This window comes from Desulfatitalea alkaliphila, assembly GCF_022968795.1.
Classification (GTDB): domain Bacteria; phylum Desulfobacterota; class Desulfobacteria; order Desulfobacterales; family Desulfosarcinaceae; genus Desulfatitalea; species Desulfatitalea alkaliphila.
The window spans coordinates 23,438-44,537 of sequence record NZ_JALJRB010000037.1; the positions used below are offsets into that span (position 1 = coordinate 23,438).

Below are 21,100 nucleotides of genomic sequence, written 5' to 3' on the forward strand. Positions count from 1 at the left end.
CTTTGCGACAACTTGACACGACGCGCTTCAAAATTAACGCTTCTGCCGCATGCACTGCGGTGTGTTCGGCGGGCAACGGTCGATCGGAGATGACATCATGAGACCCTACTTCAAGAAGATGACCACATTCGGACGGGCCCTGAACCCGGGGCAGGTCAAAAGCGGACAGGACAATGTCGGGCAACTCAAGCAGGTCGAAACGCAAGTGGACGAAGCGGTGGAGCAGGTCAAAAACGCCGGGTTTCCCACCGAGAAGATCAATGCCCGCGGCCAGTTGACCGTTTTTCAACGGTTGCAGTACCTGGTGGACGAAGGCACCTGGTGTCCGCTGCACACGCTGTTCAACCCCGAAGACAATGTGGAAGGCACCAACAATGTCATCGACGGGTTGGGCAAGATCGCCGGTAAATGGGCCGTGATCATCGGCTTCGACAACAAGGTCATGGCCGGTGCCTGGCTGCCGGGCCAGTCCGAGAACGTTTTGCGGGCGACGGATCTCTCCAAACGACTCAACATTCCCTTGGTGTGGCTGGTCAACTGCTCCGGCGTCAAGCTCACCGAGCAGGAAAAATTTTACGCCGGTCGGCGGGGCAGCGGCACACCCTTTTTCCGGCACGCCGAACTCAACGAACTGGGCATCCCCGTGCTGGCCGCCATCTACGGTACCAACCCGGCCGGCGGCGGGTACCAGGGCATCAGTCCCACCGTGCTTTTCGCCCACAAGGACTGCAATATTGCCGTGGGTGGCGGCGGTATTCTCAGCGGCATGTCGCCCAAGGGTTATTTTGACGAAGAAGGCGCGGAGCAGTTGATTTCCGCCGCCCAACAGTTCAAGGTCAAACCACCGGGCAGCGTGGACGTTCACTATGATGCAACCGGCTTTTTCCGCTACAAATACGAAACCGAAACCGATGTGCTCGACGGCGTCAAGGAGTACATGCGCGACATGCCGGCTTACAACCCGCGCTTTTTCCGGGTGGCCGACCCCGTCAAGCCGATGTTCGACGCCGAGGATCTCTACACATTGGTGCCCTTCAATCAGAAGCAGATCTACGACTTCGACGAAGTACTGGCCCGATTGGTCGACGGCAGCGAGCACATGGAGTTCAGGCCCGGCTACGGACCCGAGATGTACACCGGCCTGGTGAAAATGGACGGCTTCCTGGTGGGGGTCATCGGTAACCGCCAGGGATGGCTGGGAGAAGACTACCCCGAGTATGCCGAATATCCGGGTATGGGCGGCAAGCTTTACCGGCAGGGCTTGATCAAGATGAACGAATTCGTCACGCTCTGCGGGCGTGACCGGGTGCCCATCATCTGGTTTCAGGACACTTCCGGCATCGATGTGGGGGATATCGCCGAAAAGGCCGAACTGCTCGGGCTGGGCCAATCCCTGATTTACTCCATTCAACAGACCGATGTACCCATGATGCTGGTGGTGCTGCGCAAAGGCACCGCTGCGGCGCACTACGTGATGGGAGGCCCCACCGCCAATCGCCACAACGCCTTCACCCTGGGCACCGCCACCACCGAGATTTACGTGATGCACGGCGAGACCGCCGCGGCGGCCAGTTTCTCCCGCCGCTTGGTCAAGGAAAAGAAGGATGGGCGACCGCTGCAGCCCGTCATCGAGAAGATGAACCAGATGGTCAAGGAGTACTACGACAACTCCCGGCCCGTTTACTGCGCCAAGATGGGTCTGGTGGACGAGATCGCCAGGATGACCGATCTGCGCAAGTACCTGCGGGCCTTCGCCGGCGCGGCCTACCAGAATCCCAAGTCGATCTGCCCACACCACCAGATGCTGTTGCCGCGGGTGATCAAAGGGTAGTACCAGAGTCACCGCTCATGAAACCGATGGCCCGGGGTGTGTGCTGCCGGCACGCGCCCCGGGTGTTGACCGGGTGCCACAAACCATCGCGGCCCTGAATACGGCCGGCATCGGCCCGGAGCGTTCAGTTTGGGAGCCAAACCAACCTTTTTCACCCTCAAGACGAAGCTGGCGCTGCTTTTCCTGGTACTGGCCCTGGTGCCCTTGGGGCTGATCGGCACCTACGCCATTCGGACCACCGAGCGGATCATCGTCGATCTGGTGCTGCGGCAACTGGAGAATGCCGCCGTGGATCGTGCCGGATTGCTGGAGCGATGGCTCAGCGAGCGGCGGGCCGACATGCAGGTGATCGCCGGCACCGCCTTGGTGGTGTCCCTTGATCCGCTGCAAATGGCGCCCTACTTGCACCGCATCCAGGAAAAATATGGCGTCTATAAAGTACTTTCGGTGACCGATGCCGAAGGCGCCCTGGTTTACAGCACCCACTCGGCCCCGCCGGCGGCGGGCGCCGCGCCAGGCGATGTTGTCGGTCCAGCGCCCCAGAACCTGCACATGTCCGGTATCGCCTATTTGCCGGAGGAAGAGGAGTCCACGTTCCAGATCGTCGCGCCCATTCACCACGACGGGACCGTCATCGGCGCCGTCTACGGCACCGTGGGCACCCGCAAAATCATCGACTCCATTCTCAATATTTCCCTGGGGGCCACGGGCGAGTGCTACCTGGTGGACAAGGACGGCACCTTTCTGGTGCACAAGGAACCCTACCGTATAATGAAGGAGAACATTGCCCAATCGGAAACCTTCAAGAACATCTTCGCCTTGAGCGACCGCAAGCAGACCTACCTGGATTACCGCGGCGTGGCCGTCCTGGGCCGGTTTCAGCAGGTGGTCGGCACCGACTGGTTCCTGGTGGTCGAGCAGGACCGGGACGAGGCTTTTTCCAGCGTGAACACCCTGCGGCGCTATTTGTACGGCACCGTGCTGCTGTGCATCAGCAGTGCTTTTTTGCTCACTTGGGTCATCGCCCGTCATGTGATCCGGCCGATTCGCACCCTGGCCCGGTCCGCCGATCGACTGGCCGATGCCGGGGACAAGCCGGCGCTGCCACCGACCGACACGGCCCGCCGGGACGAGATCGGGATCCTGTGCCGGGCCTTCGAAAACATGGCCCTGAAGGTGCGGCAGCGGCAGGACAGCCTGGAGCAGGAGGTTACCTTGAAGGAGGCCGAACTCAAGGAGACCGACCTCACCCTGCGGCAGATCAAGCTGATCGCCGAACGCTCGGAGAAATTCGCCGCCATCGGCCGTTTGGGCGCTGCGCTGGCCCATGAGATCCGCACCCCGCTGACCTCCATCAAGCTCTTTCTTGAATCGGTACAGGCGGAGATCGGCATCTCGGCGGAATATGAAGAGGATTACACCGTGGCCATGGGCCAGATCAAACGCATCGAAGCCGCCGTCAACCGCTTGCTGGACTTCACCAAACCCCAGGATTTGGTGGTGGTCCCCATTGCCGTGGATCGGCTGGTGGCGGAGGTGGCCTTCATGGTGCGCCCCATGGCCAACAAGCAGGATTGTACCCTGGAGGTCCGAGCCGCGGAAGCGCTGCCACCCATTGTCGGCGACAAACGGTTTTTGGAAGAGGCACTGGTCAACCTGTTGATCAACTCCCTGGAGGCCATGACGGAGGAGGGTGCGGGGCGCATCACCATCAGCGCCGCTTTGGACCCTTCTCCGGATGATCGCCACCGGAGACCCCGGGTGCGTATCGACGTGATCGACAATGGTGAGGGGATCCGCGACGATCACATGCCCCTGCTGTTCGAGCCCTTTTTCACCACCAAATCGTCGGGCACCGGTCTGGGGCTGCCCCTGGTGCACCACACCGTCAAACGGCATGGCGGGCAAATCGAAGTGTCCCATCGCAACGACGGGCCGGGAACCGTCTTTTCCATCTACCTGCCGGCCGGTGCCCATGGCGCAAACGGATTTGGTGTGTGAGACCCATGGACAAGATTCTGCTGATCGACGATGATGAAGGATTGATTCACTTCCTGAGCCGCTTTTTCAAACGCAAGGGGTATGCGGTCACCGCCTGCGCCACCGGCAACCTTGCCTTGGAACGGATCGCCGCCGAGACCTTCGATCTGATATTGCTCGATTACAAAATGCCCGGCCTCAACGGGCTCGACACCCTGAAACGCATCAAAGCGCAACAGGTGAAAACACCGGTCATTTTCATGACCGCCTACGGCAGCACCGACACCGCCATCGAGGCCATGAAGCGCGGCGCCTATGACTACCTGGTCAAACCCTTCGAGCGCCAGGAATTGAGCCGTATTGTCAGCGAAGCGCTGCAGCTCAATGCCCGGATGAAACAAGTGGTGCGGCTGCCGGGAACGCCGGCCGCCGATGCCGCCGCCACGGGTCTTCGGATCGTCGGCCAGAGCAAGCCCATGCAGGAGGTGTACAAACGGATCGGACAGGTGGCCGAAACCGATGTGGCGGTGCTCATCGGCGGCGAAAGCGGAACCGGTAAAGAGTTGGTGGCCCGGGCCATCTATCACCACAGCCGACGTAGGGACCGGACCTTTCTGGCCATCAACTGTGCCGCCATTCCCGAAAACCTGATCGAAAGCGAACTGTTCGGTTACGAGCGCGGCGCTTTCAGCGGCGCCGAGCGCACCTGCATCGGTAAACTGGAGCGCTGCGACGGCGGCACCTGTTTTCTGGACGAGATCGGCGACATGTCTCTGGCCATGCAGGCCAAATTGCTGCGGGTTTTGCAGGACGGTGATTTCGAGCGGCTGGGCGGCCGCGAGACCATCCGGGTCGATGTGCGGATCATCGCCGCCACCAACAAAGACCTGGCCCGAGAGGTGCAGGCCGGTCGGTTTCGGGAGGACCTCTATTACCGCCTCAAGGTCATTACCATCCAGTTGCCGCCCCTGCGGCGGCGCAGCGAGGACATTTCCGCCCTGGTGGATTACTTCCTGGCCCGATTCAGCGCCGAATACGCCAAACCGGTGGCAACCCTCGCCCCATCCGCCATGGCCCGCCTCGAAAACCATGATTGGCCCGGCAACGTGCGCGAACTGGAGAATTGCATGCGCCGGTCCATACTGCTTTGTGCCGGCGACATCATCACCGAGGAACATCTGGCCTTGCAGACCACCGATGGGGCCCAAGGCACGGCCGCGGACACGGCGCAGCTGGTCGAACACTTGCGCAACCAATTGGAGCAGTTGATCCCGGCCATCCTACGTCTATCCAAGAGCGGCGCCCACGCCAACATCATCGAAATGGTCGAGGAGCTCCTGATCCTGAAGGCGCTGGAGGCCTGCGACAACAACCAGGTGCAAGCCGCCCGCATGCTCGGCATCAGCCGCAACACCCTGCGCCACCGGCTCAAACGCCACCGCGAAAAGAGCGCCGCTCCCGACACCTCCGCCTGATCCCTCACCACCAGCCCTGCTCAAAGTTTGAACAGTCATCGGCTTTGCAAGCCACCCTATCTTGGCCGTTCAAGTCGGAACATTGAAAAAAAATCAAATGGATACAATTTCTCCCGCATTTTATCGATCTTGGCACCACCTTTGCTCTTAACTTGTCAACGGCACAATGCAGCGCCGTTGGCATCGATTACGCATTTGACCATCAACCCGGCGAAAGGGGGACAACATGGATCACGAAGGGCTGCAGATTCTGGAAAGAATCGATGAAGTGTCCCGGATGTGTGATCGCGAACATCCCATCTACGAACATATCAGCAATTACAGCATCGCCTTGTATGTCCTGGGCTTTTTCGACTGCCCGGATCTGATGTCCTTTGACGACATCGAAGCCGCCGAAGCGGGCACATACTTGAAAGCGCATTTTGAGGAAGTGCCGCCGGAGGCGATTCCCGACGACTATCGCATCGACGCATCGGACGAGCAGTATCTTGCGGTTTTCGGGGATCCCGCTTTTCCCGAGCACTTGGCCGTCCTGGTGGATGGCCGCAGCGCCCAACCCTATTTCTCCAAGCTCAAATTTTTCGGCAGCGGTTTCGACAGCTTGGCGGAACTCAAACAGGAGTTTCTGGGCAAGGACGGTGTGGGGCTCGAGGACTTTGCCTTCTTCCGCCGCAAGCGCGTTGCCGGGTCGCGGATGCCAACCCTCGGCAGGATTTACACCATCCGCAAGGATGGGGATTATACCGTTTTCGAAGAACAGATGCAGAAACAGCACAAGGAGGTCAAAACGTGTCGGTAATCAAGGATGTCATCGCCCGAGTCAAGCAACTGGATCCGGATCAAAAAGAGTTCCATCAGGCGGTTACCGAGGTGATGGAAACCCTCGAACCCACCGCCGAGCGCCACCCCGAACTGGTCAAGGCCGGCATTTACCAACGCATTGTCGAGCCGGAGCGGGCGGTGCTGTTTCGCGTACCATGGGTCGACGACCAGGGCAATGTAAAGGTCAACCGCGGCTTTCGCGTACAGTTCAACAACGCCATCGGCCCCTTCAAGGGCGGCCTTCGTTTCCATCCCTCCGTCAATCTGAGTATCATCAAGTTTCTGGGTTTCGAACAGATTTTCAAGAACGCCCTCACCACCCTGCCCATGGGCGGCGGCAAGGGGGGCTCGGACTTCGATCCCAAAGGCAAATCCGACGGCGAGATCATGCGGTTTTGTCAGGCGTTCATGCGGGAGCTGTTCCGCCACATCGGCCCCGAGACCGACGTGCCCGCGGGCGACATCGGCGTGGGCGGCCGCGAGGTGGGGTACATGTTCGGCTATTACAAAAAGATCCGCAACGAACACACCGGCGTGTTGACCGGCAAGGGGTTGGAGTACGGCGGCAGCCTCATCCGCCCGGAAGCCACGGGTTACGGGACGGTCTATTTCGCCGCCGAGATGTTGGCCACCCGGGGCCTGGACTTCCAGGACAAGGTGGTGGCCGTGAGCGGGTCGGGTAACGTGGCCCAGTATGCCATCGAAAAGGTCAACGAGATGGGCGGCCGCGTCATCACCGCTTGCGACTCCAATGCCACTATCGTTGACGAGGCGGGCATCGACGAGCAGAAGTGCTGCTTCCTGATGGACCTGAAGAACATCCGGCGCGGCCGCATTGCCGAATACGCCGATAAGTACGGCACCGAATGCTACCAGGGCGCCAGTGTCTGGGACGTGATCCGCGATCAGGGCATCAAGGTGGACATCGCCCTGCCTTGCGCCACCCAGAACGAGCTGGACGCCGACCATGCCGCCGCGCTGATCAAGAACGGCTGCATTCTGGTGGCCGAGGGTGCCAATATGCCGTCCACGCCCGAGGCGGTGGAACTGTTCCAGGAGCACAAGCTGCTGTACGGCCCGGGCAAGGCCGCCAACGCCGGCGGCGTGGCCACCTCCGGCCTGGAGATGAGCCAGAACAGCCTCAAGCTTTCCTGGACCCGCGAAGAAGTGGACAACCGCCTGCTCTTGATCATGAAGAGTATTCACGAAGCATGTTTGAACGCCGCCGAGGCTTACGGATGCAAGGGCGATTACGTGGCCGGCGCCAACATCGCCGGTTTCATCAAGGTGGCCAAGGCCATGCATGCCTTCGGGGTGGTGTAACCAACCGGCAGGTGCAGTGACAAAGAGGGCCCGCGCAAAATGATTGTCCTTTTTTGTGCGGGCCTTTTGTTGCATGTCGCGACCGATTGGGGCACACTCGGGTCTGCAACGATGCAATTGGAGTTGTTCCATGAAGGCCGAAATCAAATTCAGCGGACAGTCCGTCGAGTTTTACACCGCGGAACGTTGCTTCATTCAGGAAGTGGCCAATGATGCCGGCGACCCCCAAATCTCCATCGCCCGCGCCCGGGTGGCACCGGGTGTCACCACCGCCTGGCATCAACTCGACGGTATCAGCGAACGGTACATCATCGTCAGCGGCACCGGCCGCGTCCAGATCGGCCGGCAAGCCCCGCCGGTGACCGTCAGCGCGGGCGATGTGGTGCGTATCCCCGCCGACACCCCGCAGCGCATCGCCAATCACGGGTCCACCGATCTGATTTTTTACGCCGTATGCGTGCCGCCCTTCCGGCAGACGGCCTACGTCGCTCTGGAAACCGGATGATGTACCGCGGGCCCCCAGCCCCTGCCGGCGGCAAATGTCAGGGGCGCCAACGGGCACTGCCAAGCATGCTGCTCAAGCATAGGCATATTCCGAGAAACGACCGTCGGGAGGACAGATGTTGAACAGGCTGACCTCCGAATAATCCCTGGCGGTGCGCACATCCTCCCAATCGCCGGCCAGCTGCATGCCCTGCAAGCGCCGGATCACGGGGCAAGTCCGCAGGCATTGATTCTTGGGAAGATCTCGATTCGGGCAATTTCGGCATGGCGATGCGATCATCGGCCGCTCCTTTCCGAGCCCTTCGCTCGGGCCCATTGTCGGAAGGTTGAAGACTTGTTGCCACGAAGACGCGCCATCTTCATGCAAAGCAAGTGTCGTGCCGTGCGATAAAAAATCACAACCTACCGAAATGTATTTGTATTTTGGATCACATCGTTCAGGGGGCGGCCGCAGGGGATGTCGGCATGTTTGCCAGGGTGTCAGTCGTTGCGATGGTGGTAGCAGGAATCCTGCGCCAATGCTTCGAGGGTTTCCCATCGTTGATAGGCGGCGGCGATCCGGGCCTCGATCCCTTCCAGCCGGCGCTGCTGGGACACAATCGTTTCCCGGTCCTGTTTGTAAAAATCGGGGTCGGCCATGACCGCTTGCAGCGCTTGTTGTTCCGCTTCCAGGGCTTCGATTTCTGCCGGCAGCGTCTTGCGCTCATGCTCCTGGGAAAAGGTCAATCCTTTGGATTTGGCGGGCCGTTGCGGTCGTCGCGGCGGGCTTGGTTTGCTTTGCGGTGGTGGCGCCGCTGCCGCCGGGGGGCGCTGGCTGAGCCAATCGTCGTAACCGCCGGCATATTGCACCACCCGACCCGCTCCCTCGAACACCATGGTGCTGGTGACCACCTGGTTGAGAAAACAGCGGTCATGGCTGACCAACAGCAAAGTGCCGTCGAAGGCGAACAGCAGCTCTTCGAGCAGCGCCAGGGTCTCGGCGTCCAGATCGTTGGTCGGTTCGTCCAGCACCAGCAAGTTGGCCGGCTGGGTGAACAATTTGGCCAGCAGCAATCGGTTGCGCTCACCTCCTGAAAGCACGTGCACGGGGGTGCGGCAGCGCTCGGGGTCGAACAGGAAATCCTGTAAATAACCGATCACGTGCCGTTTGCGGCCATTGAAGACAATGTGGTCGTTGTCCGCGGCGATGTTTTGCACCACGGTTTTCTGCAAGTCCAGTTGGTCGCGCAGCTGATCGAAATAGGCCGGCTGCAGGCGCGTGCCGTGGCGCACCGTGCCGCTGTCCGGCGTCAGGTTGCCGAGCAGCAGTCGGATCAAGGTGGTTTTACCCACCCCGTTGGGGCCGATGATGCCGATTTTGTCACCGCGCACGATGGTGGCGGAAAAATCGCGCACGATGGGCGCTGCGCCGTACCCATGGGTCAACCCCTCGGCCCGGATGACCAGTTTGCCGCTGCGTTCGGCCTCCTGCAACACCAGGTTGGCTTGGCCCACATCGGCGCGGCGCCGGCGAAAGGACTCGCGCAGCGCCTGTAGCTGCCGCACCCGGCCTTCGTTGCGCGTGCGGCGTGCCTTGACACCCTGGCGAATCCAGGCCTCTTCCCGGGCCAGCTTTTTGTCGAACTGCCGTTGCTGCTCCTCTTCCACCGCCATCGCGGCTTCGCGCCGCTGCAGATAGGTGCGATAGTCGCAGGCATAGGCGGTCAGCCGACCGCGATCCAACTCCATGATGCGCGTGGCGATGCGTTCCAGGAAGGCCCGGTCATGGGTGACGAACATCAGGGTCGGCACGTGACGCAGCAAAAACGATTCGAGCCAGACAATGGTGTCGATATCCAGGTGGTTGGTCGGCTCGTCCAGCAGCAGCAGATCGGGGTCCAGGGCCAGAGCGCGGGCGAACAGCGCACGGCGCTTCATGCCCGCCGACAGGTCGGCGAAGGGACGCTGCGGATCGAGTTCGGTGCGCGAGAGCACGGTTTCAATCTCCTGTTGCAGCTGCCAGCCCCCTTCCCTGTCCAGTTGCAGCCGCAACCGTTCCAGGCCGTCCCCTGCGGGTTCCTCGCTGCCCCATGTTTCTGCCAGCACGCCCAGTTGCAGCCGCAACCGTTCCAGGCCGTCCCCTGCGGGCCCTTGGTTCGATCCCTGCTCCGCGGCCCGGCTGAGGTGGTGGAACCGGGCCAGGGCTTCGCCCAAAGGCCCCAGTCCACGTGCCACCACTTCGAACAGAGTGCCATCGCTGACCGTCGGCACCTCTTGTTCCAAGGCGGCTACGCGGACACCCTGCTGGACGATGATTTCGCCGCTGTCGGGCTGGATCCGCCGCTGCAGCAGCCGCAGCAGGCTCGATTTGCCCACACCGTTGCGCCCCAACAACCCGATCCGCTCGCCCTTTTCTATGGTGAAGCTGATGCCGTCCAGCAAGGCCGGCTCGCCGAACCCCCAGCGCACATCGCGCATGCCGATCAAGGCCATGTTAGCGCAGCGCCTCGTAGCGGGCGGTTGCCGCAGACCAATCCACCACCTCCCAGAAGGCATCGATGTAGGCGGCGCGCTTGTCCTGGTACTGGAGGTAGTAGGCATGCTCCCATAGATCAAGGGCCAGTATCGGCGTGCCGTTGCGTTCGGCCGTGTCCATCAGGGGGTTGTCCTGGTTGGCGGTGGTCGAGATGAAAAGGGCCCCGTCGGAGGTGGCGTTCAACCACACCCACCCGCTGCCGAAACGGGACAGGGCCGCGTTTTTGAAATCGGCTTGAAATTTTTTGAAGCCGCCATAGGTCGCCTCGATCTGTCGCGCCAGTGGGCCTTGGGGTGCGCCGCCGCCGTCGGGCGACATCACCTGCCAGAAAAAGGCATGGTTGTAATGGCCGCCGGCATTGTGGCGTACGGCATCGGGCCACTGTCCGGCCTGGGCGAGGATCTCTGCCAGGGTTTTGGCGGCCAGGGGGGTGCCTTTGATGGCCGTGCGCAGATTGTCGTAGTAAGCCTTGTGGTGGCGGCTGTAGTGGATCTCCATGGTTTTGGCATCGATGTGCGGCTCCAGGGCGTCGAACGCGTAGGGAAGGGCATCGAATCCCCAATCGGGGGCCGGGCCCTTGCCGCAGGCCGACAGCGCCAGCAACAGCAGCGCCGTCAAGGATATCCATTTTCTCATGGTGCCTCCAATTCCGCCGCATGGTTGCGGCATTCGAGGGGAAAATAAGCCGGAAGACCGAAGCTGTCCATATGGCAATATGTGGACTTAAAAGTCAACTGGGCGCAATTGTCCCGAAGCGCACTGCGGGCAGTGTTAAGTGTTAAGTGTTAAGTTTTAAGTTGAAGGTATTTTGGCGATTGGATGTTTTTGCAATTTTGTCTTTTTTTGATTGGGTGGAGCAGTTGTCCCACGGCGCCCGAGGAAAGAGTGGGGCTATATGGTGTTTCGAGGGTGTCGGGGGTGGCACCGGCAAACAGTTGCCTGTGCCACCCGCGCCTCGTGGCCCCATCGGCCAAAAACCTGTTTGCTTCCCCGGCCGATGGCTGATATCCCTTTAACATGGGTGCACCGGCGCCGATGGCGGGCGAGGCGACCTTTTTGATTTTTTCCAGACGGTGAAAGGAGCGCGCAATGGTTGGGTTGAAAGGTTATGAAACCTATGATGCCGTCGGCTTGGCGGAATTGGTGCGGCAGGGGCAAACAACACCGGAAGAGCTGCTGGCGTCGGCCATATCGCGGGTGGAGGACTTGAATCCGCATTTGAATGCGGTGGTGATGCCCATGTACGACGAGGCGCGCCGCTCCATCCGCGAAGGCTTGCCGGATGGGTTGCTGCGGGGCGTGCCGTTCCTGCTCAAGGACCTGGGGTTGTTGTACAAGGGTTATCCGACCACCTTCGGCAGCCGGCTGTTCACCGGGTTGGTTGCCGGCCACGACAGCACGGTGGTGGCGCGTTATCGCCAGGCCGGACTGGTGATTTTCGGCAAGACCAATACACCCGAGTTCGGCATCACGATCACCACCGAGCCTGCTTTGTACGGTCCCTGCCGCAATCCCTGGAACCGGGAACGAACCACCGGCGGGTCCAGCGGCGGGGCCGCGGCGGCGGTGGCGGCGGGCATGGTACCGGCGGCCCACGCCTCCGACGGCGGCGGCTCGATCCGCATCCCGGCCGCCTGTTGCGGGCTGTTCGGCCTCAAGCCCACCCGGGCAAGGATTCCGTCGGGGCCCGATGTGGGCGAAGGGTGGAACGGCATGAGCACCGATCATGTGGTCAGCCGCACGGTGCGCGACAGTGCCGCCTTCCTGGACGTGGCGGCCGGCCCCTCCTTGGGCGATCCTTACTGGGCACCGCCGGTGGCAGGCCCGTTTCTGGATGAAGTGGGGCGGGATCCGGGTAAACTGCGTATCGCCTTTACCACCACCCCACCCAGCGGCGCGGCGGTGGATCCGATCTGCGTGGATGCGGTGGCGGATGCGGCCCGGCTCTGCGCCGAACTGGGCCACACGGTGGAGGCGGCGGCGCCGGCCTTTGCCTACGAGCCGTTCCAGGAGGCTGCGGTCACCATTATCAACACCAACACGGCGGCCATGGTGGCGGCCGGCGCCAAGGTGCTGGGCCGGGAAGTGACCGAAGCGGACGTGGAGCACGTCACCTGGCGTGCGGCCGAGGCGGGCCGGGAGATCGGCGCCCCGGCTTACGTGGATGCGGTGCGGGTGGTGCATCAAACCGGGCGCAAGGTGGCGCGTTTTTTTCAGGCTTACGATATGCTGTTGAGTCCGGTGTTGTTGCAGCCGCCGGTACCGCTGGGGTTTTTGAATACCCATTCTGCCGACGTGCGCGCCTACGTCAAGAACCTCTACCGCTTCTTCGGCTTCACCAACCTGTTCAATGCCACGGGTCAGCCGGCCATGTCCGTGCCGCTGTATTGGACGCCGGAGGGACTGCCCGTGGGGCTGCAATTCGCGGGACGTTTCGGCGACGAAGCGCTGCTGTTGCGCCTGGCCGGGCAACTGGAGCAGGCCCGCCCCTGGAAGGATCGACACCCCGGGGATCTGCCGGGATGACGCAATCGCATCCGGATCGATGATCGGAAACGGAGCCGGGAGGGAATCAGACATGCCATGGGTGATCGACGGTAATTGGGTGCGCAAGGTGGTGGCGGATTTCATCGCCCACTCACCGGAGAACAGCTTGCAGAACGCGGCGCAAGAGAAGGCTTTCGGCCCGCCGCTGGTGGGCTTTGCCGAGGGGGATGATCCCCTGTTCGAAGATTTCAAGGAACACGTGGGGCCTTTTTTCATCACGCCCTGGGAGCTGTTCGCCATCACCTTTCGCGATCCGGGTGTGCGGCCGGAAAACCTGAGCGTGATCAGCTACATCCTGCCCCAGACCGAGGCCACCAAGCGGGATAATCGCCGCGAGGACACCTTTCCCGCCGAACGATGGGCCCGGGCGCGCATTTTCGGCGAAAAAGTGAACGAAGCACTGCGGCGGCACCTTGTGGCGGCCCTGGCGGAGCAGGGGGTCCGGGCGGTGGCGCCCGTGCTGGCGCCCCAGTTCAGTCGCCGCATCTCCGCCAAATACGGTTTCTCATCCACCTGGTCCGAGCGGCACGCCGCCTATGCCTGCGGTTTGGGTACCTTCGGCTTGTGCGACGGCCTGATCACCCCTGTGGGCAAGGCCATGCGCGTGGGCTCGGTGGTGGCCGAACTGCGGTTGCCGGCGACGCCACGGCCTTACACCGATCACCACGCCTACTGCCTCTATTACAGCCACGGCATTTGCAAAAAATGCATCTCCCGCTGCCCCGCCGGCGCCATCACCCCGGCCGGCAAAGACAAGCAGTTGTGCATGCAGCATGTGATTAAGACCGCCGCCTATGTTGCCGAACAATTCGGTTTCAAGGGGTACGGCTGCGGCTTGTGCCAGACAGGTGTCCCCTGTGAGTCGGGCATTCCCAAAGCCAAGGATTGACGATTTTCAAGGACCGTCGGGGTCCGCCGCCAGCGCTTCGAGCCAGGCGCGCAGCCGGGCCGCCATGGGGCCGGGACGGCCGACGCCGATGACATGCCCGTCAATGCGGGTGACCGGCAGCACTTCGGTGACCGTGCCGGTGAGCACCACCTCGTCAGCGGCCAGCATCTCCTGGCGGTCGAAACGTCGCTCCAGCACCTCGATGCCCTCCCGGCGGCAGATGTCCAGCAGAACGGCGCGGGTGATGCCCGGCAGAATCTCGGTGGTCAGGGGATGGGTGTGCAGCCGCTGACCGCTGCGGATGAAAAGGTTGGAGGAGGTGCCTTCCCGCACCGTACCGTCCGGGCCGATAAAGATGGCATCATAAGCCCCGCTGTCCAAGGCGCGTTGTTTGGACATCACGTTGGCCAGCAATTGCACGGTTTTGATGTCGCATCGTCCCCAGCGCTGATCGGCCAGCGTGATGGCGGCGATGCCCCGGGTCAAGTGTTCCGGCGGTGTCGGCGGGACCGGGCGCACGGTCATCAAGACCTGGGGCACCGTCTTTTCCGGAAAAGCGTGGCTGCGCGGCGCCACGCCCCGCGAGATCTGAATGTAGATGCCGGCACGGGCAATGCCTGCCCGCTGATGCAGGGTGAAAATGGCCTCGCGGATACGGTTGCGGTCCAAGGGCGGAAAGGCAAGGGCCAGCAATGTTCTTTCCAGCCGGTCCAGGTGGGCCTCCACGGCGAACAGCCGCCCGTTCACGGCGGCCACGAACTCATAAGCGGCATCTCCGAACTGGTACCCCCGGTCCTCGACCGGCACCCGTGCCTGGTCAAGGGGCATGATCTCACCGTTCAAATAAGCAAGCTCCGGCATATCCATTTCCTCCGCGGCAACTGAGATACAGCGATCAACAGAGGCAATTTAAGGCGGCCCCGACCCGATGGCAAGCATTCGGGGTCGACCGTGGTTGGACCCCATCCCTTGGATGGGCACCATTATAATTTGACATCCGTTCCGGCAAACCGTTATAGCAGGGGCGCCGATCCATCGGTCAACCCTCTAATTGGTGGAATGCCTTACCCATGAAACCCGTTGTCGCCATCATCGGTCGTCCCAATGTGGGCAAATCGACCCTGTTCAATCGCATCGTCCGCCGCCGGGAGGCCATCGTGGACAACCTGCCGGGGGTCACCCGCGACCGGCTCTACGGCGAAGCGGTGTGGGACGAACGGCCCTTTCTGGTGGTGGACACCGGCGGCTTTCTCAGCGGCGACGACGATCCCTTCGCCCCCCACATCCGGCGCCAGGTCGAGCAGGCGGTGGCCGAATCGGACGCCGTGGTGATGGTGCTCGACGGCCGCCAGGGGCTCTCGCCCTTCGACCGTGACCTGACCCTCCGGCTGCGCAGTGCAGATCAGCCCGTCTTCTATGTGGTCAATAAAATCGACGGACCGGCCCAGGAGGAGTTGCTGCACGACTTCTACGCCCTGGGGCTGGAACCATTATACAGCCTTTCGGCCGAGCACGGTTACGGCGTGCCCGACTTTCTGGATGATTTGGTGGCGGCCTTGCCCGCACCGCAACCCGCCCCCGAGCAGATCGATCCCGAGGCGGTCCGGGTGGCGGTGGTCGGACGGCCCAACGCGGGCAAATCCTCCCTGATCAATCGCTTGTTGGGCCAGGAGCGGATGGTGGTCAGCGAGGTGGCCGGCACCACCCGCGACGCCGTGGACACCCTGCTGCAGCGCCAGGGGCGCGCCTACCGCTTCATCGACACCGCCGGCATCCGGCGCAAGGCCAAGGTGGATCTGAAGCTGGAGAAGTTTTCCATCATCAAGGCCCTCAAGAGCCTGGAGGCCTGCGACGTGGCCCTGATCGTGCTGGACGCCGAACAGGGGGTTACCGAGCAGGACATCCGGGTGGCGGGTTATGCTCACGACCGCGGCTGCGGGGCTGTTTTCGTGGCCAATAAGTGGGATCTGGTGGACGCCCGTACACTGACCCCCCACCAGTTCACGCGGGAATTGCGCGAATCGGCCCGTTTTCTGCCCCACGCGCCGGTATTGACCGTATCGGCCCTGACCGGGCAGCGAGTGGCCAAGATCTTTCCACTCATCGACAGCGTTTTCGCCCAGTACACCACCCGCATCGGCACCGGCGTCATCAATCGCATTGTCACCGAAGCCGTTCAGCGCAACGAGCCGTCCATGCACAAGGGCCGCCGGCTCAAATTCTACTACACCACCCAGGTCAGCGAACGGCCGCCCACCTTCGTCACTTTCGTCAATCATCCCGAGGCGGTTCACTTCTCCTATCATCGCTTTCTGCTCAACCAGATCCGCCTGCAGACCGGTCTGGACCAGACCCCCCTGCGCCTCATCTTCCGCCAACGCACCGGCAAAATCGACTTCGCCAATTGGAAGAAGAACAAACAAAAACCCAAATCCAAAAAGACGCGTAGAAAGAAGCGCTAAGCGCCACAACTCCAACCCAAAAAGCCCAACCAACCCAACCAACCCAATAAACACAATTAACTCACCCAACCCGCAAACGCTCCCCGATTTGACCAACCCAACGGAATATGCGATAAATGGCGCCGATGATACATCGACATGTCGCACCATGCCCGCCTTCGCGCATAAAGCGCCGACGGGCATTTGTATCAGGGGCCGGTCCGGTAAGGTTCGGCGCGGCCCGGCAAGCCATGATTCCCCCCCAAAACGATCGAGGAGTGACCGATGCAAAATTACACCCAAGGTGGCCCCCCCAGGGGACAGATGCCGCCCTTCCGGCCCGAGGACCTGGACTTTTCCAGCATATCCCGCTTGGCCAAATGGATCGGCCTGGGCGTGGTCGTGTTGGTGTTGATCACCTTGCTGAGCTGGGCCGTCTCCTTTTACCGGGATTGGTTGTGGTTCGGCAATCTGGACCTGCAAACGGTGCTGTTGAAGGTGATGGGCACCCGGATTTGGCTCTTTGCCCTGGGGTTCGCGGTGTTTCTGCTGGTGGCGGCCCCCAATCTGCTTGCGGTGTACCGCGGCATACCGCAAACCTTGCCTTTCGGCGGCCCCGACATGCCGGCGTCGGCCTACAAGATCGCCCGCAGCCTGCTGATGTGGCTGGGGTGGGTGGCCGCCGTTTTGGGCGCCGTCTTCATGGCCACTCGCCTGGCGGCGGAGTGGGAGCTTTTTCTGCGCTTCTTCAACGCCGTGCCTTTTGATCAGACCGATCCCATTTTTAACCGGGATTTTTCCTTTTATGTGTTCACCCTGCCCGCCATCGGCTTTTTGCGCGCTTGGCTGCTGGGCACCCTGGTGGTGGTGGCCATCGGCGTGGTGGTGGTGACCTACCTCGCTAACGCTTTGCGCGGCGAGCGCTTCGAGTTGAGTGCACGCTTGCGGACCCACCTGGCCCTGCTGGGTAGTGTCATCTTCGTGCTGCTGGCCGTGGGGCACTGGCTGGGGCGCTACGATCTGCTCTATTCGCCCACCGGCGCGGTGCATGGCATGGGCTTCACCGATCATCACTTCACCTTGCCGGCGCGCACCTTTCTCACTTTCTTGGCGCTGGCCTGCGGGGTGCTGTTGCTGTTTCAGGGCCGTTTCCGCAACCCGCGCATCCTGGCCTACGGCATTGGCGGCTGGATCGCCCTGACCATACTGGCCGGCACTCTGCTGCCCGCCGCGGTGCAGCGTTTGCATGTCGAGCCCAGCGAGCTGGCCCGCGAAGAGACCTACCTGGCCCACAATATCGCCTTGACCCGCAGCGCCTACGGCTTAACCGATATCGCATCCCGCAGCCACCCGGCCGAGGGCGCAGTGGATGCCCGCACCGTGGCCGACAACCAGGGCACCATCCAGAACATCCGTTTGTGGGACGAGGGGCCGTTGCTGCAAAGCTACAACCAGATCCAATTCTTCCGTTTGTACTATGACTTCATGGCCATGAGCACCGACCGCTACATGGTGGAGGGTGAGTTGCGGCAGGTGATGCTGGCCACCCGCGAGCTGTCGGCCGAAAAACTGCCCGCCGAGGCCCAGCGCTGGGTCAACCGCCATTTGCAGTTCACCCACGGCTATGGCGTTGCAATGACACCGGTGACCGAGGTGGACAGCGGCGGACGGCCCGGTTTCTTCATCAAGGACGTGCCGCCCCGGGGCAAAATCGCCCTGGAGCGTCCCGACATTTACTACGGGCTGAAAAGCCTCGATTTTCTGGTTGTCCGCAGCGGGATGCAGGAGTTCAACTATCCCGGACCCGACGGGCCGGTCTATGTGAATTACGAGGGCCGGGGGGGCGTGCAAATGAGCAGCTTCTTCCGCCGCCTGATCTATGCCATCAAATTCATGGACATCAACATCCTGATTTCCGGTGAAGTGACCGCCGACAGTCGTATCCAATACCGCCGCACCATTCCCGAGCGCTTCGCCGCCGTGACCCCCTTTCTGATGCGCGACCGGGAGGCCTACCCCGTGGTGGCCGACGGCCGGCTGTACTGGATTCAGGACGCATACACCGTTACCCGGCGCTATCCTTACGCCACCCCCTATCAAAACCGCTTCAACTATATTCGCAACAGCGTCAAGGCGGTGGTGGATGCCTATCACGGCACCATCGACTACTACGTGGCGGACCCCGATGATCCGATGATTCGCACCTACCAGTCCATCTTCCCCGAACTGTTCAAGCCCATGGCGGAGATGCCGGACTACCTGAAGCCCCACGTGCGCTATCCCCAGGACCTGTTCACCGTGCAGACCGAGATGCTGCTGCAATACCACATGGAAGATCCCACGGTTTTCTATAACAAGGAAGATCAATGGTCGATTCCGGTGCAGACCTCCTTCGGCCGCACCGAGGCGCTGCGTCCTTACTACATCGTGGCGCGCCTGCCGGGCGAGGAGAAGGAGGAGTTTCTGCTGATCCAGCCCTTCACCCCGGCCAATCGCCACAACCTGGTGGGCTGGATCGCCGCCCGCAGCGACGGTGCGCACTATGGGCAGAAGATGCTTTTTCGCTTCCCCTCGGGTCGCCACGTGGACGGCCCCAACCAGGTGGAGGCGCGTATCGACAACGATGCCGTCATCTCCGAACAGTTCACCCTCTGGGGGCAGGTGGGTTCGGAAGTGTCCCGGGGCATCCTGCTGGTGGTCCCCATCGGCGACGCCATCCTCTATGCCGAACCGGTGTTTTTAAAACCCGAAACCCTGGACTTCCCCGAGCTGCGGCGCATCATCCTGGCCGATTCGCGCCAGGTGATCATGCACCAGACCCTGGATGACGCCGTTCTGGCCCTTTCCGGCGAACTGCCGGCGGTGGCAGCGCCGGTTTCCACGGATCAGGAAGCGGCCGCAGAGCAGACGTTGACCGGCACCATTGTGCAGGGCATCGAGCAGGGGATCGAGGAGATTCGCAAGACCCTCAATGAAGCGGCCAATCAGTTGCAGGAGTTGCTCAATCAGTTGCGCCGGCAGCAGGGCGAGGACGCCCGATAAACAGGGAGAGCAGAAAGCAGGCGCCGGCCGTCAAGATGATGCAGGCGCCTGCCGTCAAATTGAAGTGCACTGAAAGGGCCAACCCGCATGCCGTGAACAGGATGTTGAGCAGGGCGGCCCAGATCATCATGCCGAGTAAAGAGGTTGCGAACCGCTCGGCGATGAAGGGGGCGATCGTCAGCAGGGCGATCACCAGGATCAGGCCCACCACCCGGATGGTGAGCACCACCGTCAAGGCCAGCAGCAGCACCAGCAAAAAGTAGAGCGCCCGCACCGGCACGCGCCGGATGCGGGCGAAAGCTTCATCGTAGGAGAGGGCCAGCAGGTCGGTATGATAGAAGGCCACCACCGTGACGATGACCAGCCCCGCCCCCAGCATTACCCACAGATCCACCCGCGGTACCGCCAGAATGCTGCCGAACAGATAGCTTATCAGGTCCACCGGATAGCCGGGGGCGAGATCGATGAACACGATGCCCAAGGCCATGCCCACCGCCCAGATCGCTCCGATCACCGCATCGGCCCGGTGCTTGGCGTTCAAGCTGACCGCCGCCATGACCAACGCCGCCAGCAGCGAGAAACCCAAGGTGCCCAGCAAATAGGGCCAGCGCAGCAGGAAAGCCAGGCCGATGCCGCCGTAGGCCGCATGGGCGATGCCCCCTGCCAGAAACACCATGCGGTTGGCCACCGCCAGGGTGCCCATCACGCCGCAGATCACGCTCACCAGCAAGCCGGCCAGCAAGGCGTTGCGCATGAAGTCGAATTGCAGAAGCTCGATCACGAATCGTTTCCATGGGGCTTGAGCACCCGGTGGGGCACGCCGTGGGCCACCAGCTCCACCGGGCACGCCTCGCCCGGCGTATGCGGGTACATGGTTTCCATCATATCGTGGGTCAATTCCGGATGGTCGTGGTAGTGCAGCCGCCGGTTGACGCAGGCCACGGACTTGACGTGGGTCGACAGCGCCAGCATGTCGTGGCTCACCAGCACGATGGTCAATTCGGCATTGAGCTGTTCCAGCAGGCAGTACAAATCCACCTGGCCCTGGGGATCGATGCCCGCCGTGGGTTCGTCGAGAAACAGAATTTCGGGCCGGGCGCACAACGCGCGGGCGATAAATACCCGTTGCCGCTGCCCGCCGGACAAATCGCTGATGCGCCGCTGTGCCAAGTGATCGACGCCCATGCGCGCCAGGGCTTGCGCCGCCGCCGCCCGATCCGCGCGCGACGGCCAGGGCCATTTCAATCCCGGCTGCAGACGGCCCATCATGACGACATCCCGCACGGTGATGGGAAAATGCAGGTGGGTTTCCACATGTTGGGGCACATAGCCCACGCGGGGCGACACCTCCCGCGGTGGCCGGCCGAACACCCGCACCTCTCCCCGCGTGGGTGTCAACAATCCCAGCATCAGTTTCAATAAAGTGGTCTTGCCGCCGCCGTTGGGACCGATCACCGCCACGAAATCGCCCGCCGGAATTTTAAAGCTCACATCTTCCAACACCTTTTGCCCATTATAGGCAAAAAAGAGATGTCGGGCTTCAATCACGATATCGGCCATGGCGATTCACATGGATTGACGGGGAAAGCCCGAATCGTGTCGGGCGGTTTGAATGCGGCGCTTCATGGCGCATAAGTCGCATATGCCGGGCGAAAACACAAGGGGTGGCCGCCCGCAGCCCGCCAGGGCGGGCAGTTTTAAGTTTACAGTTTTAAGTTTTAAGTTGAAGGA

Annotated in this window: 16 protein-coding genes; 10 read left to right on the forward strand and 6 right to left on the reverse strand. The window is 61.9% G+C overall.

Annotation, left to right across the window (positions count from 1 at the left end):
• Window positions 1-97: 97 nt before the first annotated feature.
• From MRX98_RS20390 to MRX98_RS20415, 6 genes are all read left to right on the forward strand, one after another.
• The gene (locus MRX98_RS20390) at window positions 98-1,831 is read left to right on the forward strand and encodes an acyl-CoA carboxylase subunit beta (RefSeq protein WP_246914551.1); all 1,734 of its coding nucleotides are present in this window, start codon (window positions 98-100) and stop codon (window positions 1,829-1,831) included.
• Window positions 1,832-1,960: 129 nt separating this feature from the next.
• Complete coding sequence (locus MRX98_RS20395; RefSeq protein WP_246914553.1) at window positions 1,961-3,832, forward strand: ATP-binding protein; 1,872 nt, start codon at window positions 1,961-1,963, stop codon at window positions 3,830-3,832.
• A 5-nt stretch (window positions 3,833-3,837) separates the two neighbouring features.
• Window positions 3,838-5,286, forward strand: a complete 1,449-nt coding sequence (locus MRX98_RS20400) for a sigma-54-dependent transcriptional regulator (RefSeq protein ID WP_246914584.1) — start codon at window positions 3,838-3,840, stop codon at window positions 5,284-5,286.
• 226 nt (window positions 5,287-5,512) lie between these two features.
• The gene (locus tag MRX98_RS20405; protein WP_246914555.1) at window positions 5,513-6,085 is read left to right on the forward strand and encodes a hypothetical protein; all 573 of its coding nucleotides are present in this window, start codon (window positions 5,513-5,515) and stop codon (window positions 6,083-6,085) included.
• Window positions 6,085-7,431: an NADP-specific glutamate dehydrogenase gene (gene gdhA, locus MRX98_RS20410; RefSeq protein WP_425523904.1), complete on the forward strand. Its 1,347-nt coding sequence runs from the start codon at window positions 6,085-6,087 to the stop codon at window positions 7,429-7,431. Before MRX98_RS20405 ends, gdhA begins: the two co-directional genes overlap by 1 nt.
• A 130-nt stretch (window positions 7,432-7,561) precedes the next feature.
• Entirely contained in the window at window positions 7,562-7,936 is a 375-nt protein-coding gene (locus tag MRX98_RS20415; RefSeq protein ID WP_246914559.1) for a cupin domain-containing protein, read from the forward strand.
• A 72-nt stretch (window positions 7,937-8,008) separates the two neighbouring features.
• On the opposite strand, the gene MRX98_RS22115 is transcribed toward MRX98_RS20415, so the two are convergent.
• From MRX98_RS22115 to MRX98_RS20425, 3 genes are all read right to left on the reverse strand, one after another.
• On the reverse strand, window positions 8,009-8,143 hold the full coding sequence (locus MRX98_RS22115) for a hypothetical protein (RefSeq protein ID WP_281432457.1): 135 nt from the start codon (window positions 8,141-8,143) through the stop codon (window positions 8,009-8,011).
• A gap of 272 nt (window positions 8,144-8,415) precedes the next feature.
• A complete protein-coding gene (locus tag MRX98_RS20420; RefSeq protein WP_246914561.1) occupies window positions 8,416-10,407 on the reverse strand; it encodes an ATP-binding cassette domain-containing protein in 1,992 nt (663 codons plus the stop codon).
• A gap of 1 nt (window position 10,408) precedes the next feature.
• Window positions 10,409-11,086: a superoxide dismutase gene (locus MRX98_RS20425; RefSeq protein WP_246914563.1), complete on the reverse strand. Its 678-nt coding sequence runs from the start codon at window positions 11,084-11,086 to the stop codon at window positions 10,409-10,411.
• 453 nt (window positions 11,087-11,539) lie between these two features.
• On the opposite strand from MRX98_RS20425, the gene MRX98_RS20430 reads away from it, so the two are divergent.
• A complete protein-coding gene (locus tag MRX98_RS20430; protein ID WP_246914565.1) occupies window positions 11,540-12,976 on the forward strand; it encodes an amidase in 1,437 nt (478 codons plus the stop codon).
• 52 nt (window positions 12,977-13,028) lie between these two features.
• Entirely contained in the window at window positions 13,029-13,886 is an 858-nt protein-coding gene (locus tag MRX98_RS20435; protein WP_246914567.1) for an epoxyqueuosine reductase, read from the forward strand.
• 6 nt (window positions 13,887-13,892) lie between these two features.
• On the opposite strand, the gene MRX98_RS20440 is transcribed toward MRX98_RS20435, so the two are convergent.
• Entirely contained in the window at window positions 13,893-14,747 is an 855-nt protein-coding gene (locus tag MRX98_RS20440) for an aminotransferase class IV (protein WP_246914569.1), read from the reverse strand.
• A 209-nt stretch (window positions 14,748-14,956) separates the two neighbouring features.
• Between MRX98_RS20440 and der the strand changes: the two genes are divergently transcribed.
• Together der and MRX98_RS20450 are read left to right on the forward strand one after the other, a co-directional pair.
• Entirely contained in the window at window positions 14,957-16,348 is a 1,392-nt protein-coding gene (gene der / locus MRX98_RS20445) for a ribosome biogenesis GTPase Der (RefSeq protein WP_246914571.1), read from the forward strand.
• Between the two features lie 264 nt (window positions 16,349-16,612).
• Entirely contained in the window at window positions 16,613-19,369 is a 2,757-nt protein-coding gene (locus MRX98_RS20450; protein ID WP_246914573.1) for a UPF0182 family membrane protein, read from the forward strand.
• On the opposite strand, the gene MRX98_RS20455 is transcribed toward MRX98_RS20450, so the two are convergent.
• Entirely contained in the window at window positions 19,329-20,150 is an 822-nt protein-coding gene (locus tag MRX98_RS20455) for a metal ABC transporter permease (protein WP_246914575.1), read from the reverse strand. The genes MRX98_RS20450 and MRX98_RS20455 overlap by 41 nt on opposite strands.
• Window positions 20,147-20,929, reverse strand: coding sequence for a metal ABC transporter ATP-binding protein (locus MRX98_RS20460; protein ID WP_246914577.1), 783 nt, complete (start codon window positions 20,927-20,929; stop codon window positions 20,147-20,149). The genes MRX98_RS20455 and MRX98_RS20460 overlap by 4 nt, the downstream gene beginning before the upstream one ends.
• Window positions 20,930-21,100 lie beyond the last annotated feature (171 nt).

Excerpts from the sequence above, each read along its gene's own strand:
- MRX98_RS20390 (WP_246914551.1), top strand. The coding sequence starts at position 98 with ATGAGACCCTACTTCAAGAAGATGACCACATTCGGACGGGCCCTGAAC.
- MRX98_RS20400 (WP_246914584.1), top strand. The coding sequence starts at position 3,838 with ATGGACAAGATTCTGCTGATCGACGATGATGAAGGATTGATTCACTTC.
- MRX98_RS20405 (WP_246914555.1), top strand. The coding sequence starts at position 5,513 with ATGGATCACGAAGGGCTGCAGATTCTGGAAAGAATCGATGAAGTGTCC.
- MRX98_RS20415 (WP_246914559.1), top strand. The coding sequence starts at position 7,562 with ATGAAGGCCGAAATCAAATTCAGCGGACAGTCCGTCGAGTTTTACACC.
- MRX98_RS20420 (WP_246914561.1), bottom strand. The coding sequence starts at position 10,407 with ATGGCCTTGATCGGCATGCGCGATGTGCGCTGGGGGTTCGGCGAGCCG.
- MRX98_RS20425 (WP_246914563.1), bottom strand. The coding sequence starts at position 11,086 with ATGAGAAAATGGATATCCTTGACGGCGCTGCTGTTGCTGGCGCTGTCG.
- MRX98_RS20430 (WP_246914565.1), top strand. The coding sequence starts at position 11,540 with ATGGTTGGGTTGAAAGGTTATGAAACCTATGATGCCGTCGGCTTGGCG.
- MRX98_RS20435 (WP_246914567.1), top strand. The coding sequence starts at position 13,029 with ATGCCATGGGTGATCGACGGTAATTGGGTGCGCAAGGTGGTGGCGGAT.
- MRX98_RS20440 (WP_246914569.1), bottom strand. The coding sequence starts at position 14,747 with ATGCCGGAGCTTGCTTATTTGAACGGTGAGATCATGCCCCTTGACCAG.
- der (WP_246914571.1), top strand. The coding sequence starts at position 14,957 with ATGAAACCCGTTGTCGCCATCATCGGTCGTCCCAATGTGGGCAAATCG.
- MRX98_RS20450 (WP_246914573.1), top strand. The coding sequence starts at position 16,613 with ATGCAAAATTACACCCAAGGTGGCCCCCCCAGGGGACAGATGCCGCCC.
- MRX98_RS20460 (WP_246914577.1), bottom strand. The coding sequence starts at position 20,929 with ATGGCCGATATCGTGATTGAAGCCCGACATCTCTTTTTTGCCTATAAT.